Origin of the sequence: Thiothrix litoralis (genome assembly GCF_017901135.1) — a bacterium.
GTDB lineage: Bacteria > Pseudomonadota > Gammaproteobacteria > Thiotrichales > Thiotrichaceae > Thiothrix > Thiothrix litoralis.
In genome coordinates this window covers 1,262,309-1,276,500 of record NZ_CP072801.1, presented here as the reverse complement: position 1 = coordinate 1,276,500, position 14,192 = coordinate 1,262,309, and the positions used below count along the sequence as shown (strand labels likewise).

The following is a 14,192-nucleotide window of genomic DNA, read 5'->3' as shown; positions in this document are numbered from 1 at the left end:
TAGATGTAGGTTGTCAAGTCCCGATAGATCATATACTTTCTTTTTGAATAAATCTGGCTTCTTTTTCTGCCATTCCTTGAGTGCTTGAATAGGGGTTTTGTATCCCAGTGCTTTCTGGGGAATGCAGTGGTTGTAGAGCCGTTCATAATGTTTGATCGCGTCAGCCAATTCATTGGATGAGGCGAAACGGGTGGTTTGCAACAAGTCGCTGATACGTCCGTTGAAGCGTTCTACCATGCCGTTGGTTTGGGGGTGGCGTGGCTTGGTGAGGCGGTGTTCAGCCTTGATGCGCTCACAGGCTTTGTCGAATTTATGCTTGCCTGTGGGGTCACGTTCCCCTTTACGGGTAAAGCGGTCGGTGAATTCCTTCCCATTGTCGGTCAGCACGTATTGCACCTTGATGGGGAAGCGCTGCTCTACTTTACCCAAAAAATCCGCTGTACTGGCAGCCGCTTTGTCGGGGTAAATGGCAAGGCACACCATACGACTGGCACGGTCGATGGCGACATACAGGTATTGGTGTTCCTTTTCGTCGGGCATCTTCGGCAAGTATTTGATGTCAATATGGATATAGCCGGGTTCGTAGTCCTTGAACACCTTTTTCGGTGGCGGCTCCTCGCCATACAGTTCCCGCTTCATTACCGCCAGGTTGGCGATCCCATGACGACGCAGGCAGCGGTCTATACCCGAACGGCTGGCGGCGGCATTGATATATTCTTTGGTGATGTGGGTCAGGTCATCCAGCGACAGCAGCAGGGTCTTACGTAGCTCCACCACCAACCATTCCTGTACCTCAGTCAGCGTGGTGTGCAGCGTATCGGGACGGTGCGATTTGTCGGTCATCTCCTCACGGTTCTGCCATTTGCGGATCGTCAGGCGGCTGACATTGTATTGTTTCGCCAGTTCTGCTTGTGTGAGCGGCGATGCCTTGATTTCACTCCGTAATTTCGGGGTTGTCCGTGCTTCGGGATGCAGTTTCATGTACGCTTTGCCTTGTAGCCATGGGTGGATAAGATGCCTTCAAGGATAGCCCGTGCTTTGAATAATGGGTAGCTCCTTGAGGGAATATGATCCCATGGGACATGACATGTAGTCCTATTCAATATTGAGTGGTTAGGGGTTGCGGGTGTGTCACCACCCTCTTCCCCGATTACTTTGCTGATGCTGTTTCCAGCGGTTCTTGTTGCTTTGCCCATTCCTCCTTCAACTTCCTGAAAATTTCAATGATTTCGCCGTTCAGTGTGCGGTGGTTGCTCTTGGCTGCTGTTTCCAGCCATTCCCGATATTCATCTGGAACTCTGATGGTCATCCTTTGCATGTTTTTCTCCTTAAGTGGCAGTAAATCTCTGTCAGTGTGGATATGTTAATGTGACAGAGTTTTACTGTCAATAACAAAATGACAGTAAAACTCTGTCAGGTGAAAAATGACAGCATTCTGATGTAACATTGCGTCATGGAATATCAGCGAATCACACTACGTATACCCCTTGATCTGCATCAAGAATTAATGGATGCAGCAGATGAAGGCAGCCGATCTATGAATGCGGAAGTCATCGCAAGGCTTCGGCTTGCCCAGTCTTTGCCGGAAGCGGAAACCAAGCCGATTACGGAAAGGCGGATGAAGGAGTTGATGCGGGAGGTGTTGATTGAGAGTGGGGTTATTTCTAAGTAGTTGATCTCATTGCCCGTCGTTATTAGTGAGGGACAATGTGATCAATGGGTTAGGGTTTTTAGTGGGGTGAATGAGTAGCTAGGACTTGCATAGAGATGCCCATATATTTCGCAATCAGAGATTTGAATCTACTATACGTTAAGTAAATTTAACGTGATAACTGTCACGGGTGGAAGAAATCCCCGGTGTGAATGCCTAGGAAAAGTCAGAGGCTGCTCCTAACTGTAAATGTCTGGTTTTGTGTGTTGTTAAGTGTGACAATAACAGCACACTTAAACAGTAACCGGAGATGATGTATGCAAACCCTACTTTCCCGTAAGTCTATTTCTATGACGGAGTTGCGTGAGCCTGCCAAGGTCATTGCGCAGGCGGGTAACTGCCCTGTTGCTATTCTCAATCGTAGTCAGGTGGTGGGGTACTTTGTACCAGTGGCCGCTATTAGCCCTGCGCCGTTGGTGACGGCGGGCGCTGATGAGTTAGGCGCTGTGTTGGCACGCCGCCGCACTGCGATTGCGGCTACGCTGAAATACCTTGAGGACAAGTGATATGAAGTACTTGTCTGCACCGGACGTTATCCTGATTCATGATAGCGTGATCAATGCCCATGAGTTGCAAGGTGAAGCGCCGGATAAGTCGGTGGAATCGGTAATTGCGCGGGTGTTGAATCGGCTGGAGTATGGGCTGATTGGGGATGTGTTTGAGCTGGCGGCGTGTTATGCGGCTTTCATTGCGGTTGCCCATGCGTTTAATGATGCTAATAAGCGTACCGCGTTCGCGGCGCTGGATACGTTGCTGGCACTCAACGGCGTGGAACTGGATTACGGTAGCCCAGAGGATGCTGGTGGCATGATCGTTAAGGTCGTGCTGGGTGAGGTGGATGAATTGGGCTTAGCGGATTGGCTGAGGTCGTTGTCATGCAAGTTGTGAATGTTGCATGGATTTATGGGTGTTTTTTATGAATCATCAAGGGATTATGAATCCCTTGGTGAATTTATTTAAATCAACGGTTTAAAGTGGCGTCTGTGTGCCATACAGAAAATGTAAACCGGGTTTCCTGAAAAAAATGTTCTCTTCCTGAAAACGTTTTCGGGAGTCCGGTTTTCATTGAATGCCGCCATTGTTCCATTTGTGCGGCTTATCGGCAAGCGGTGTTTTTTCTTGTGTGATTATTTTGCGGGGTCGGTGGTGGGTAATTTGCGGTCGTAGCGGTTGCGCATGGCTTCGCTACGATGGCCTGCAATGTGTTTGTCTTTGCTGTCGCTGACGCCTTTGGCTTTGAGGGCGTGGAGGTTGAAAAAGGTTTCGCCCTGCTCTGCTGCGTCGAGTTTTGCTTTGAGTTCGCGCATGGCGATGTGGGCTGCGCCCCGGCTGACGGCTTCGCCGTTGCGGTAGCAAATCAGGTAGGGGTCACGCACGGTTTGTTTGTCGGGTTGGTGGAGTACTAGGGCGGCTTGGTGGGCTTGGCGCAGGCGTTGTGACCAGCGGATGATGTTGTCGCGGGAGCCTTTGCGGCGGTGGGTGCGGATGCCCTCTTCCGTGCAGTCGCTGAGGCGGATGGTGAGGGTTTCGATGCCGCGTAGTGCTAGCAGGTAGGTGAGTTCCATGAGGGGTTGTAGCCAGGGGCGGATGCTGGCGGCGTGGTCGTAGGCGATTTGGTATTCGTCGTCGGTGATGTAGCGGGTGATGGGTGTTTCGGGGATGCCGCTGAAGCCGCGTAAGGGGTTGGTGGTGATGCCGATGTCGGGGATGTAGTTGCACGCCCAACTGAGTGCGCCACTGAGAAAGGTGGTTTCACGGTTGACCTGGACAACCCCTTTTTTGCCGTTGCGTTGGTAGTCGCTGAGGCGTTTGTCGGCGATCTGGTGTAATAGCGGTTGGCTGAGGTTGGTGATGTGGAGCATGGCGAGGGTGCTGGGTGTGCCGTTGATCTTGAGGGGGTGTTCGAGGATGCGGGATAGTTGGAAGGCACGTTTTTGGGTGCTGATGGCGAGGTCACGGAATTGGCGTGAGGCGAGGTATTGTTCGGTGAGCCAGCCTAGGGTGTTGCGGGCGCTGGTCATTTGTAGGCGTAGTGATTCGCGGGCGGCAAGGTAGGCGCGGTAGATGGCGTCTTGGTCATCCAGTGGTGTGCCCAGGCGGATGCTGTGTTTGAGTAGGCCGTTTTTGCCTACGTCTAGCCCTGCCCTTTTTTCGGCTGGGACGTAGGGTCTGAAGACGACCACGCCATAGCTGACGCTGACATAGGGTGGGTATTGGAGTGTGGCGCGTAGCTGGCGTGGTCTTGGCATGGTTATAGCTCGATGGTTTGTTGGGGTTTGAGGTTGGTGTCGTGGTCTTGGCGACGACGTAGCCCCATAGCGGATTCGATGGCGCTTAGGATGGTAAAGGGTTTTCCGCTGGGCGGTAGGATGTAGCGGATGCGTAGCACTTCAAGGTTGGCTACGACACTTTCGGGGGTGTTGCCGCCGACGGTGCGTTTGAGTTCGGCGTAGGTGATGAGTGTGGTCATGCTGTTGCCTCCCCTGCTTCTTTGAGGGTTTCGAGTAGTTGTTGGGCTGATTCGAGCGCGGTACGGTAGCTCATGCCATGGGTGGCGTTGGAGTATTCAATTTCGGTTTCAAGGTCGTCGAGGATGGCAATGCAAAGGTCTACTGCCTCGGCGAGTTTTTCGGGGTTTAGTGTTTGGGTTTTTTGTTGGGTAGGTGTTTGCATGGTTATCTCCTGTTTAGAGTGAAATGGCGGCTTTAGCTGCGATAAATAAAACAATAATTAAAGGCGCGAAGGCTTTGTATGTTTCCCATCCGCCAGCTATTCCTAATTGCGCGGCTATTGCGCCGCCGATTAATAGGCCGATCAGGATAATAATTTGTTCTGCTGTTTTCATTTTGTGTTTCCTTCCCCGGCATTGCCGGGGGGTTGGTGGTTAAGCGATTGCAGATTCAGGCTCGTTGTTTTCTGTATTCGGACGTGACCAGTAATCAATGAAGTATTGTTGTTCCAAATGCCGCCTCCAGATACTCAGGGTCGCCTCTGTTGTCGTGGCGAAGTGCGAGCAGTCTTGCGATTGTTTGGGTATCAAGGCGAACCTTGCACACTAGCCCTTCATCTGCAAAATAAGTGATGAATCCTTGGTTATCCAAGATGTAATGTTTCATGTGTTTTCTCCGTCGTTGTTGATGATGTTGTGTATTTGGAGCGGAACGGATGAAGCGTTCCATCCGTTCCATCCGTTCCATTCAATCCGTTCCATCCGTTCCACCATCCGTTCCATCCGTTCCACCATCCGTTCCATCCGTTCCACCATCCGTTCCATCCAGTTCCTTGCCACGGTATCCGTTCCGTTTTGCGAGTTTCCAGTAATGCGCTTTGTCTTCTACACAGCAGAACCGTTGGTTGGAACGCTTCTTCAGGAACGGAACGGCACATACTGGGCAGAACACTTCCCTTCCCTTCTCAAGTAGTTCATTTTCTTCAAAAACCTTGCGCATTCTTTCAAAGTTTTCTGTGTCATTTTTGGCGGTATCACCCTCTTCCGCAGCGCTTGGAACGCTTCCGCCCTTCTCAACGGAACGGATTGGAACGCTATGGAACGCTTCTATTTCACCCGTTCCAACCCGTTCCATAGCGTTCCGTTCCGTAGCGTTCGGAACGCTTCTATCCGTTCCATCCGTTCCGCCATCCGTTCCAGATTGCTGCACCGCGTCATTTTTGACCATATCATCGGTGGGGAGCGGGAGGGGATAGATGGCTTCAGCTTTGCCCAGTGCTGGGTTTTTGATGCCTGTGCCGCCGATGTATTGATTGCTGGGGCGTTCTGGGATCATGCCGAACGATACCTTTTTAGGGGCAGGGGCAGGGTGTTGCTCAGCAGCGATGGCTGGCGGTTGGATGCCACGATCTTGGGTGATCTTTTCAGCCACTTTGTCCAGATCGGTATCATTCAGCGGGGCAGGGTTGGGGATAACGGAATAAGCGTTGTAGACCGCTTTTTTAATATCGCCCGCCGTATTTGCTTTGCTCAGGTCAACACCGTTCACGATGGTTTTAATGGTGCTGGAAATAGACGATGGGGTAGGGCGGTTATTCAATGCTGTGGCAGTATCATTAAATGCAGGTGATTTAATGGGTGCTGCTGATTGAGATGGCTTTTTAAAGTCCTGCGGCATTACTGGTTGCATCGGTTGACGTGATACAGGTTTTTTCATGTCGTCGAAATCGTCTGAGGAAACAATGTGGCCTGTGAGTTCCATATATTCACCGTTCATTTCAATTAATTCGTTGTTGGTTTCTCTCCAGCGGCGTAAACGGCTGGCGTAAGTAAATAAATTGATGATGTGGGTTAATTCAAAAATCGTAATCATGATTGCTACGCCGATAATCATGCCCGTGTTAATGGTTACGTCAAACGTGTCGCGAATCATTTTGAACAGCGGTTTGTTAGCGTCTTCTTTCAGTTCTTCGCGTGCCTTGTGTTGCTCAGCGAATAGGGCAGTGCTGGCGGCGATCTGTTGCTGAGCATCACGCGCTTGCTGTTCTCTGAGTGAATTGGCACGGGCTTCATCACCCACGCAGGTTTTCTCCTTTTTTGCATAGCAGAGAGCAACCCGGCGCTCAGCCGCTGCCAATTCTGAGCCGCTGGTGCTGGCAATGGTAATGGTGCTTTCGGTCTGCTTGAACGATTGGCTATTTTCAGCCGCTGTGGTGGTGATGTGTTGCTGTTGCGAGGTGGCGGTAAACAACTCGAAAAACAGCCCGGAACACGCGAAAAAAATCAGCGTCAGGATGGCGACGATGTTTAGTCGGTAGCCGCTGGCGGTGGTTTCCGCGATGTCTTTGTAACGGTCTTCCTTTGTCCTGGACAGGAAGCGGGGGAGCATGACGGAAACGGTGCCGAAGATGATGAAGGCGGGTGCGTCACCCATGTTGCTGCTCAGGAAGTCAGCGACACCCCACACGTCATAGACGTACAACGTCCAAACAGCGGTGAAATACAGGATGAATGTGACCCACTTGGCAATGCTGAGGTTAACAATGGAGTGATCTAGTGCGGCTCGGTAGTCGGACAGGTCGGTTTCCAGCAGCTTGAGGCGCTGGTTGATTTTGTAAGCAGATGCTGTGTTGTTACTCATGATGATTCCCCTGTTAGTATGCGATCACGAGGACATACATCCCCGTGCTGTGCAGTAGTGTTTTGATGCCGTCATCGGCTTCCATCGTCCACACCGCGTGGAGGTGGTAGATGCCCATCAGCAGCAAGCCAACGCTGTAGATGGAATGCCACCCAAACGCCTCGGCATACGTCATAAACATGCCGAGGAGGTAGGTGAAACCGGCAAGGTTCAAGATCGTGGCGGCAACCTTGAACCAGCGCCAGTAGTCAATGTCGGCAGCGCGTTGCTTGAGCGATTCCCATGCAGTGTGGGGCTGGAGGAGGGTGGGGTAGGGTTGATCGTGTAATGCCCGTGCTGCGTCGATATGCGCCTGTTCGGCTGCGCTTAAGAGTGGGTTATTCATGACTGCCCCCTTCGATCAGCATGGCTTCCAGATACTCACGACCTTGATAGCCGTGCTTTGCTGCATATTGCTGGTATTCCATCGGCAAGCGCCCACGACCAGACCACAAGCATTCCACGCCACCCACGATCAGGCGGTAACGGGGTGGTGCTCGTCTGGCGTGTGGCAAGCCTTCGGGCAACTTGATTTCTGTAACAGTTTTCAAGTCTGGATGACGGTAATCAGCAATCAACTGCTGAACCGCTGCCAAACACCCCACCGGTACGCGAACAACTGCCGTTTTTTCCGCTACGGATTTGCGCCCACTGCCTTGACGGTTGCCGCCGTGTGGGGCGGGTAGGTCAAATAGCTGGATTTGGTCTAACTTGATTTCTGTAACAGTTTTCAAGTTGGCTTGCGCGGTCTGGTTTTCAGCTTGCAGGGCGACAAGATCGGACAGTGAGAAAGGTTTGCTTAGATTGCTCATTTGAAACTCCCGATGACATAGCCCAGATACTGGATGGTGTTGGTCATCCACACGGGTGGGATGATCAAGACCGCAAGCAAAATAGTGATGCCGATCTTAATTACCCGGCCTTGGTGGTTAGCCTGACGCGCCCGTTTGCGGGGCAGTGGCTGGTACAGGGGTTGCTGTCTCACGGTTGCACCTCCATCGCCTGTTTCAGGTCGGTATGAAGCGCTTGCAGGCTTTCCAGTACCAACACAGCCGCGTCCAGCATTTTGTGCTTGGAGCATTCGTCATGGCGGTCGGCGGCTGCTGCATCGGTGAAGATTTCAAGGATGATCGACTCGCCGTGAATTTGTTTCAAGATGGCTTCAACGGAACGGTTCATGCTGCACCTCCTGCGCGGGTAGGGCGGGGCAGGCCGTTGGTGAGCCAGTGGCGGATTTCGATGTTCTTCAGCCAGATTTGGATTTCAGCCGCTGGTTTGTATGCGGATTGCTTCTTCCAGTGACGTGCTTTAGACTGTTTTTGCCCTGTTGAAAAGGGATTAAGATGTGTAGTTTGTTGTAACATTTATGTGTCTCCTGACCCACCGCAGCGTCGAAACATTGGTGGGTCGTTGATTGAGGTGGAAGCCCTTCGCAAGAGGGGCTTTTTTAATCCATTGCGACAATGGCCTTGGTTGTGGTCAGGACGGTAAATGTCCGGGTTTTGGTCACTTCTTTTTCCGCGATGGTGGTCGTGAAATATGCGGTGTAGTTACCCCAGCATGTCAGCTCTTTTGTCGTTGCAGAGTGTCCGTGTATCTCCATCACGACTATCCCTGATTGCATTACCCGGATTGTGGTTGGTCTCATTGCTGGCTGACCGCCAACGGTTGCGCGGAAAAAAACGGTACATGCTTGGTCACTTGCTGCCGTCTTTTTTGGAGCAGGGAAGTTTTCCGGGCGTGTCCCCAGTGGCTTGATTTCTGTTTTGGTTGTTCCATCCTCGAATGTATAAATGCAATGCTCCCTGTTGAGGAACACGCTGCATTCGGTTTTGATGATCACTGGCAGTTTGTTGTCGGCAAACTTGGCAGCGGCGGCGGCGGGGTTGATGATTAAGAGCAGGGCAGTAGCGGTTGCTGCTGCGCCTGTCAGTGCTGATTTCAATGACATTGTGTTTTGTGTTTTCATTTTCTAAGCCCTTCCTGTGTTATTCGGCGTTGTGACTGTCGTGATCGGCGGGTGGGTATTCATCCATCGCGTCGATGTTGACGATTTCTGGCATATCCGGTGTTTCTGTCATTTCGTCTTCTGGGTCTTTCCAGTCGAAATCAACTTCTTTTTTTCCTATGCTCAGGCTTGTTTCGTAGGTGTGATACGCTTTTGTGTAAATGTATTCGTCGCCTTTTTTAACCATTCTGAGTGGGATGAGTTCTGATTCGTCGAGTGCGGTCAGCAATTTTTGTGCTGATTTCAAGTCCTTGCAAAGAAAGTCATAACCGTTGATTTGGATATATACGGGTTTTGCTTGTGCCATTTTCAAATCTCCTGTTATACGGATAAATATTCGGTGACTTCGTTGCCGTCGCCGTCCAGCCAGACAGAATCTTCTTCACTAATTGCGAGGCGGTAGCAAGGCTCGCCATCTTCGGTTTCAGATTCTTCCAGTTCCAGTTGCTGTTGCTGTTTGGTTGTCATGATCGTTCTCCTTCAGTTGTATTGTTTGAGCCAAGCACGCAGGGTGTGGCGGGTGATGCCTAGCACGATGGACGTTTTCACTTGGCTTGTGTGGGTGTGTACCAGCACGGTGTTGAGGAGTGCTGGAATGGCAACGGCGCGGAAATCGTTGTACAGGTGAGTTTCGTTGCCATTGAGTATTTTGAAGTCGACCCAGTTGGTGATTGCCAGTGCTAGCGCTTCGTTGAGGTGTGGGTTTGCCATGGTTGTTTCCTTGGTAACGTTTGTCGGTTTTGGTTGCCGCCTTATTTTGAGGCAGTGAATAAAGACTACAACCAAAGTTGTATTGTTGTAAACAACCAAAGTTGTATTGTTGTAAACAACCAAAGTTGTTATTGGCAAAACTTTTTGTTTATGACTGGATCTAGCGCGGTTAGATCGAGCGGAGAGCGAACATGGCGGGAAGGGTTGGCGTAAAAAAACCCGCGTGGGCGGGTGGTTGCGGGTGGTTGTTTCCCTGGTGTGCTGGTGTCAAACAATGTGCGTGAGTTTGAGCGTGTGCCGGGGTTGGTGGTTGAGATCTGGGTGGGTTAGACGTGCGACGGCGTAGTTTGTTATGCTATTGGGGTTGGTTGGGTTGGTCAGCCTGCGTTAAACAGGCTGACCGCCTCAGGTCACAATATCAACAGTGCGACTATTGCGGCGATGGCCGAAACCACCTTTGCAAGGTCGATGTTGACATTCACCTTTATTGTTAGCGTCGTTTTCATGGATGTTTCCATGTTGTGACCGCCAACAGCGCTGTCGACTGATCGGTTGATCGGTCTCTTATGACGGTTACGCTGCTGCTGTGTCTTGAGCCGTGCTTGTTACCGCAAGTCGGTGTTCAAGAGGGGGAAGCTGCTTTGCCGTCACCTAGTGGGTCGCGCAGCCCGCTAGGGGTTTTGCCAACGAGCCACCACGCGGTAACGTGGTGGAGTCGTCGGCTTCCCAATTTGGTATGCTTGGCGCTTCAGTGATTCTCTTCTGGAAAAACCCACGATGGCTCTTGATCGAAAAACAGAATACGCACGGATACGCCTCGGTTTTGTAGAGCGACGTAGATTTGAACAAAAGCATCTAGCCCATGAGTTACGTCAATTTGGTAAAGAGTTTCGTTCAACATGGTGCAATTTTTGGCGTTATGCGGTTGTAATGCACTTTTTACCGTTCGTGCGATGTTCTGTAATGTCAGTATATCTGCCAGTTGCCCAGCGGTTGCGGCTTCCACTGCCATCAAAAGATGCGTGGGGCGTAGATTATTTGCCATAAGGTTTCTCCCTGGTTGTGGTGTTACTTCTTGCCCATGACCTTGCTCAATTGCTCCCAGATCACTTTGTTTTGCTGTTTCTGAGCTTCAAGCGAGCGCACGATCTCGGTTTTCTGGTCATCCGTTAGCCCTCGGAATAACCCTAGCAGCACTACTTCCTGCGGTGACGCTGGCAGCTCTTCATTGCTTGCCTGATCAGGCGGGGCAGGGGGTAACATATCTTTGCCCGTCAACAACCACTCAACCGATACCCCTAATGCCCCAGCAATCTCGCCAATAAAGCGCGGCTTGCGCGTCAATCCGTTTAGGACTTTGTAGATTGATGTTTGTGACACGCCAACCCGCAACGCAAGATCATCTTGGCTGTATCCTCGCTCCTGCATTTTTTCTTTGATTCGGTCTTTCATTTCCATAAAGCAATTTTACAACCAAAGGTTGTTGATACAATCAAACAAAAGTTTTGACTAATTACCACTTAAGTTGTTATCTTATAGTAATGAATGAAGCACTCCTTGAAGCAATCTCTATTGCAGGCTCACAGGCTGCACTGGCAAAACACCTCAAGCTACGCCAACAGGCGGTGGCAAAGTGGGTGTTGAATGGTCGCGTTCCTCCGTTTCGCGCTATTCAGATTGAAGAGATGACGGGTGGCGCGATAACAAGAGGTCGCTTGCGTCCTGATTTGTTTGACGCTGACTCAATCGCTACGCCAGTGTTGATGGAAAAGCCAGCGGATGATGATCAGCGGTCTTTAGCGGCTGATGGTCGGTCTTCGGAAGGGGCGAAAGCATGAGCGCCACATCGGCCTACTTTTCGCTTGAGTGCTTTGTGTTGGTGCTGTTGGTGCTGGGGTTTCTGGCAGTGGCGGCGGTAGTCGGCGTAGTGCTCGTTTTTGCGCTGCGGCTATGGGATAGAATTTAGTATTTTTTGAACACTCACCGGCAGATAGCTGGCGACTTCCGGTATTAGCCCATCGGAAGCTGACGTTAAGGGAGATGTGCAGGGGATGACAACTTGCACCGTCCAGCCAGAATCCCTTTTGAATGTTTTGATGGACTTCCCTGACCTCTGGGTATAAGCCCAACACTCTACCCGGCGGATACGCAAGCACTGGGGGAGTCCTTCAAAGCAGTTTGCTGATAGTGCCAGCGTTTTAATCCCTTTTGAGTAGGGCAGGCGCTGGGTTTTTGATAGGCGTAAAAAAACCCACTCAAACGGTGTTACAAGCACCTCGTGGGTTTTTTACAGGGGTGAGAATTGAATGAACAGTATACCTAAAAACACTGAGATTCCCAATAGAATCAACGCCAATAAGGCGATAGACGGCGATAATTTATCGACTGAGGCGAAATTGGGCTATAGCGTTGCGCATATTCCCATTGGTAGGCAGCGTCAGGTGCTGATTACTGTCGGTGCTGACACTAAATCGCTGACGGAGTGGGCTAGGCTTCACGGTATCAATAAGGGGCTGCTGTCACGTCGCGTGAGTGAGCGCCGCCCGCTTTCCCAGCTCTTTGCTGCTTCCTTGCGTAAAACCACTTGCCAGAACCCTGCCAAACAGAAATACGAGGCTGCACGCGCTCAATTGGCGATGGAGGAGAATATTCGGTGGGTGGTGTATTTGCCTGAGGTGTTTGCGCCGTGTGTGCGGGGGTTGATATGAGCAACACTGTACCAACTCCCCGTGTGATCTGGCAGACGCTGCCAGATGGTTCTCGTAAATACTCTGATGGGCGGATGACTGCCATTCTTCCCCCACCTCCACCTTTCATGCTGACCCCCGCTCAATGCCCGAAACAGGGAAGGGAGAAGGAATGAGTTTGGTTTAAGCTTTTATTCTCGCGACAATTTGAATTTTTGAAGTCCCGCTACAGCGGGGTAGGGGTTTTTATGTCTTTTACATTTTGTCCAAATGAAGTTTTTCAAGACGATAGGCTGTCAAAAATACAGCTTAGGGTGCTGTTGGCGCTATTTTCATTCCGTGATAACAAGAGCAGCAACACCATTCATCCCAAGCGGGATACACTGATCGCACGCATCGGCAGTTATTCAACCGAGGTTATTTCTCGCACCACGTCACAACTGGTCGAACTGGGATGGCTTTCAAAGGCAGAAAATAATGGAGGGTTTAGCAGATCAGCAATTTACAAACTGCATGTTCCAGAACTTTTACTCAAAACGGTGACTGATTCGGATACGGTGACTGATTCGTTCGGATACAGTGACCGATTCAGTCGAGAAACGGTGACTGATTCGGTCAATCAAACGGTGACTGATTCGGTCAGGGGCAATAAACAAACCAATAAACAAACCATAATAACAAACCATAATAACATAGCACCAACCACCGAAAAGCCAGCCAGAAAGCCGCAAGCGGCAAGTGCTCAGGTGGCAGTGCCGAGTTTCATTCCTGCAAAACTCTGGGAAAACGTTATCGCTCACCGCAAAAGTAAAAAACAGCCTGTAACACAACTGGCACTGGAAGCGGTTGCTGATCATCTGGCACACCTGCACGCAGCAGGGGAGGATTTGCAGGAGGTGGTGATGGCAACCATCCGAGCCAATTACCCCGATTTCTACCCAGTACGCAAAGCACCACCCGCCGCGCAATCTCGCGCTACTGCATACGCCCCTGTCGACTTTGCAACCGTAGGAGGCAGCCATGCAACCGTTACCCGTTTCTGAGCAATCCGCCCGCCAAGTGCAAGCCGAAATCCTGCGTGACAAGGGGATTAAGCCAGCCGCCAAACCTACCGACAACGTGGTGCAGTTGCGGGATTTCTTCCCAGATGCCCCCGCCGGGGAAGTGCCTGCCGATCTGCAAGCCTTTCGGCAAGAGTGGGAATCTTGCGAAACCCATGGGCGGTATCCTGCCAATGCCCTGCGCAATGGGGTGGTGTGCTGGGTTCCCGATTGCCCGACGTGTGCGCAGAATCGCAAGCTGAAGGCGCTTTCCAGCAAGCTTGTGGCGGTGAATGTTCCTAAGCGTTTCCAACATGCGACCTTTGAGAATTACGTTTGCAGCAATCCGGCGCAACAGGTTGCGGTGGATGAGTGCCGGGCGTATGCCGATGATTTCCAGCGTAACCGCGATGAGGGCAATTGCGTGGTGCTGTACGGCAACCCCGGCAACGGTAAAAATCATCTGGCTACTGCGCTGGTTCGGCAGGTGGTCGAGGCGGGGTTTTCCGCGCTGATCATCACGGCCCGCGATTATTTGGAGGAGGTGTGGGGTAAGGATTTCAGCCAGAAGAAAGCTCTCATTGCCGGTTTCACCGGGGTTGATCTGCTGGTGATTGATGAGATTGAGAAAACATCCAGCGGTAAAGCGGCGCATGATGAGTTTTTCGCGCTGATCAATGCGCGGTATCTGGCAGAGTTGCCGACAGTGGTGATCTCAAATTTGCCGATCAAGGGGATTGAGGCACATATGGGGGAGATGGCGTTCGACCGTCTGCGCCAAGGTGATCGTAGGGCAATACTTTTCAACTGGGGTTCGTATCGTAACAGTTGATTCGATGGTCGATAAATTTTGTTGTTGCAGGATGTCACAGAAATCAGTACAGTTCAGGCATTGTTGCCAGAGGT

The 14,192-nt window shown here is 51.2% G+C and carries 26 protein-coding genes and 1 pseudogene; 8 read left to right on the top strand and 19 right to left on the bottom strand.

The window, feature by feature from the left end; all coding sequences use genetic code 11:
- Positions 1-12 precede the first annotated feature (12 nt).
- Together J9253_RS20900 and J9253_RS06110 are read right to left on the bottom strand one after the other, a co-directional pair.
- Positions 13-981 (bottom strand): annotated as a pseudogene (locus J9253_RS20900) (IS481 family transposase); the annotation flags it as partial.
- A gap of 169 nt (positions 982-1,150) precedes the next feature.
- Entirely contained in the window at positions 1,151-1,318 is a 168-nt protein-coding gene (locus J9253_RS06110; protein ID WP_210223774.1) for an Arc family DNA-binding protein, read from the bottom strand.
- 135 nt (positions 1,319-1,453) lie between these two features.
- Between J9253_RS06110 and J9253_RS06105 the strand changes: the two genes are divergently transcribed.
- The 3 genes from J9253_RS06105 (at position 1,454) to J9253_RS06095 (ending at position 2,599) form a co-directional block, all read left to right on the top strand.
- On the top strand, positions 1,454-1,672 hold the full coding sequence (locus J9253_RS06105; RefSeq protein ID WP_210223773.1) for an Arc family DNA-binding protein: 219 nt from the start codon (positions 1,454-1,456) through the stop codon (positions 1,670-1,672).
- 296 nt (positions 1,673-1,968) lie between these two features.
- Positions 1,969-2,217: a type II toxin-antitoxin system Phd/YefM family antitoxin gene (locus J9253_RS06100; RefSeq protein WP_210223772.1), complete on the top strand. Its 249-nt coding sequence runs from the start codon at positions 1,969-1,971 to the stop codon at positions 2,215-2,217.
- Position 2,218: 1 nt separating this feature from the next.
- Positions 2,219-2,599 (top strand): type II toxin-antitoxin system death-on-curing family toxin, encoded by a 381-nt coding sequence (locus J9253_RS06095; protein ID WP_210223771.1) that lies wholly within the window; start codon positions 2,219-2,221, stop codon positions 2,597-2,599.
- Positions 2,600-2,838: 239 nt separating this feature from the next.
- Here J9253_RS06095 and J9253_RS06090 read toward each other — a convergent pair whose 3' ends face one another.
- The 17 genes from J9253_RS06090 to J9253_RS06010 form a co-directional block, all read right to left on the bottom strand.
- A complete protein-coding gene (locus J9253_RS06090; protein ID WP_210223770.1) occupies positions 2,839-3,960 on the bottom strand; it encodes a site-specific integrase in 1,122 nt (373 codons plus the stop codon).
- A gap of 2 nt (positions 3,961-3,962) precedes the next feature.
- Positions 3,963-4,181 carry a hypothetical protein gene (locus tag J9253_RS06085; RefSeq protein WP_210223769.1) on the bottom strand — a complete coding sequence of 73 codons (219 nt, stop codon included), beginning with the start codon at positions 4,179-4,181 and terminating at the stop codon, positions 3,963-3,965.
- Positions 4,178-4,384, bottom strand: coding sequence for a hypothetical protein (locus J9253_RS06080; protein ID WP_210223768.1), 207 nt, complete (start codon positions 4,382-4,384; stop codon positions 4,178-4,180). Before J9253_RS06080 ends, J9253_RS06085 begins: the two co-directional genes overlap by 4 nt.
- A 13-nt stretch (positions 4,385-4,397) precedes the next feature.
- On the bottom strand, positions 4,398-4,556 hold the full coding sequence (locus J9253_RS06075) for a hypothetical protein (protein WP_210223767.1): 159 nt from the start codon (positions 4,554-4,556) through the stop codon (positions 4,398-4,400).
- A 94-nt stretch (positions 4,557-4,650) separates the two neighbouring features.
- A complete protein-coding gene (locus J9253_RS06070; protein ID WP_210223766.1) occupies positions 4,651-4,827 on the bottom strand; it encodes a hypothetical protein in 177 nt (58 codons plus the stop codon).
- A gap of 81 nt (positions 4,828-4,908) precedes the next feature.
- The gene (locus tag J9253_RS06065) at positions 4,909-6,801 is read right to left on the bottom strand and encodes a hypothetical protein (protein WP_210223765.1); all 1,893 of its coding nucleotides are present in this window, start codon (positions 6,799-6,801) and stop codon (positions 4,909-4,911) included.
- Positions 6,802-6,814: 13 nt separating this feature from the next.
- A complete protein-coding gene (locus J9253_RS06060) occupies positions 6,815-7,186 on the bottom strand; it encodes a hypothetical protein (protein WP_210223764.1) in 372 nt (123 codons plus the stop codon).
- Entirely contained in the window at positions 7,179-7,652 is a 474-nt protein-coding gene (locus J9253_RS06055; protein ID WP_210223763.1) for a hypothetical protein, read from the bottom strand. Before J9253_RS06055 ends, J9253_RS06060 begins: the two co-directional genes overlap by 8 nt.
- On the bottom strand, positions 7,649-7,825 hold the full coding sequence (locus tag J9253_RS06050) for a hypothetical protein (RefSeq protein ID WP_210223762.1): 177 nt from the start codon (positions 7,823-7,825) through the stop codon (positions 7,649-7,651). Before J9253_RS06050 ends, J9253_RS06055 begins: the two co-directional genes overlap by 4 nt.
- The gene (locus J9253_RS06045) at positions 7,822-8,019 is read right to left on the bottom strand and encodes a hypothetical protein (protein WP_210223761.1); all 198 of its coding nucleotides are present in this window, start codon (positions 8,017-8,019) and stop codon (positions 7,822-7,824) included. Before J9253_RS06045 ends, J9253_RS06050 begins: the two co-directional genes overlap by 4 nt.
- Positions 8,016-8,204 carry a hypothetical protein gene (locus tag J9253_RS06040; protein WP_210223760.1) on the bottom strand — a complete coding sequence of 63 codons (189 nt, stop codon included), beginning with the start codon at positions 8,202-8,204 and terminating at the stop codon, positions 8,016-8,018. Before J9253_RS06040 ends, J9253_RS06045 begins: the two co-directional genes overlap by 4 nt.
- 83 nt (positions 8,205-8,287) lie before the next feature.
- On the bottom strand, positions 8,288-8,809 hold the full coding sequence (locus J9253_RS06035; protein WP_210223759.1) for a hypothetical protein: 522 nt from the start codon (positions 8,807-8,809) through the stop codon (positions 8,288-8,290).
- Between the two features lie 19 nt (positions 8,810-8,828).
- Complete coding sequence (locus tag J9253_RS06030; RefSeq protein WP_210223758.1) at positions 8,829-9,155, bottom strand: hypothetical protein; 327 nt, start codon at positions 9,153-9,155, stop codon at positions 8,829-8,831.
- A gap of 14 nt (positions 9,156-9,169) precedes the next feature.
- Positions 9,170-9,316 (bottom strand): hypothetical protein, encoded by a 147-nt coding sequence (locus tag J9253_RS06025; RefSeq protein ID WP_210223757.1) that lies wholly within the window; start codon positions 9,314-9,316, stop codon positions 9,170-9,172.
- A 12-nt stretch (positions 9,317-9,328) separates the two neighbouring features.
- Entirely contained in the window at positions 9,329-9,559 is a 231-nt protein-coding gene (locus tag J9253_RS06020; RefSeq protein ID WP_210223756.1) for a hypothetical protein, read from the bottom strand.
- Between the two features lie 748 nt (positions 9,560-10,307).
- Entirely contained in the window at positions 10,308-10,604 is a 297-nt protein-coding gene (locus J9253_RS06015; protein ID WP_210223755.1) for a hypothetical protein, read from the bottom strand.
- Positions 10,605-10,627: 23 nt separating this feature from the next.
- Positions 10,628-11,017, bottom strand: a complete 390-nt coding sequence (locus J9253_RS06010; protein ID WP_210223754.1) for a helix-turn-helix domain-containing protein — start codon at positions 11,015-11,017, stop codon at positions 10,628-10,630.
- A gap of 83 nt (positions 11,018-11,100) precedes the next feature.
- Here J9253_RS06010 and J9253_RS06005 point away from each other — a divergent pair, with 83 nt between their 5' ends.
- The 5 genes from J9253_RS06005 (at position 11,101) to J9253_RS05990 (ending at position 14,118) form a co-directional block, all read left to right on the top strand.
- Positions 11,101-11,397 carry a transcriptional regulator gene (locus J9253_RS06005; protein WP_210223753.1) on the top strand — a complete coding sequence of 99 codons (297 nt, stop codon included), beginning with the start codon at positions 11,101-11,103 and terminating at the stop codon, positions 11,395-11,397.
- Complete coding sequence (locus tag J9253_RS21105; protein ID WP_266097375.1) at positions 11,394-11,525, top strand: hypothetical protein; 132 nt, start codon at positions 11,394-11,396, stop codon at positions 11,523-11,525. Before J9253_RS06005 ends, J9253_RS21105 begins: the two co-directional genes overlap by 4 nt.
- Before the next feature lie 340 nt (positions 11,526-11,865).
- On the top strand, positions 11,866-12,267 hold the full coding sequence (locus J9253_RS06000) for a hypothetical protein (RefSeq protein ID WP_210223752.1): 402 nt from the start codon (positions 11,866-11,868) through the stop codon (positions 12,265-12,267).
- A gap of 227 nt (positions 12,268-12,494) precedes the next feature.
- Complete coding sequence (locus tag J9253_RS05995; RefSeq protein ID WP_210223751.1) at positions 12,495-13,289, top strand: hypothetical protein; 795 nt, start codon at positions 12,495-12,497, stop codon at positions 13,287-13,289.
- The gene (locus J9253_RS05990; protein ID WP_210223750.1) at positions 13,267-14,118 is read left to right on the top strand and encodes an ATP-binding protein; all 852 of its coding nucleotides are present in this window, start codon (positions 13,267-13,269) and stop codon (positions 14,116-14,118) included. Before J9253_RS05995 ends, J9253_RS05990 begins: the two co-directional genes overlap by 23 nt.
- The last annotated feature ends 74 nt before the right edge of the window (positions 14,119-14,192 follow it).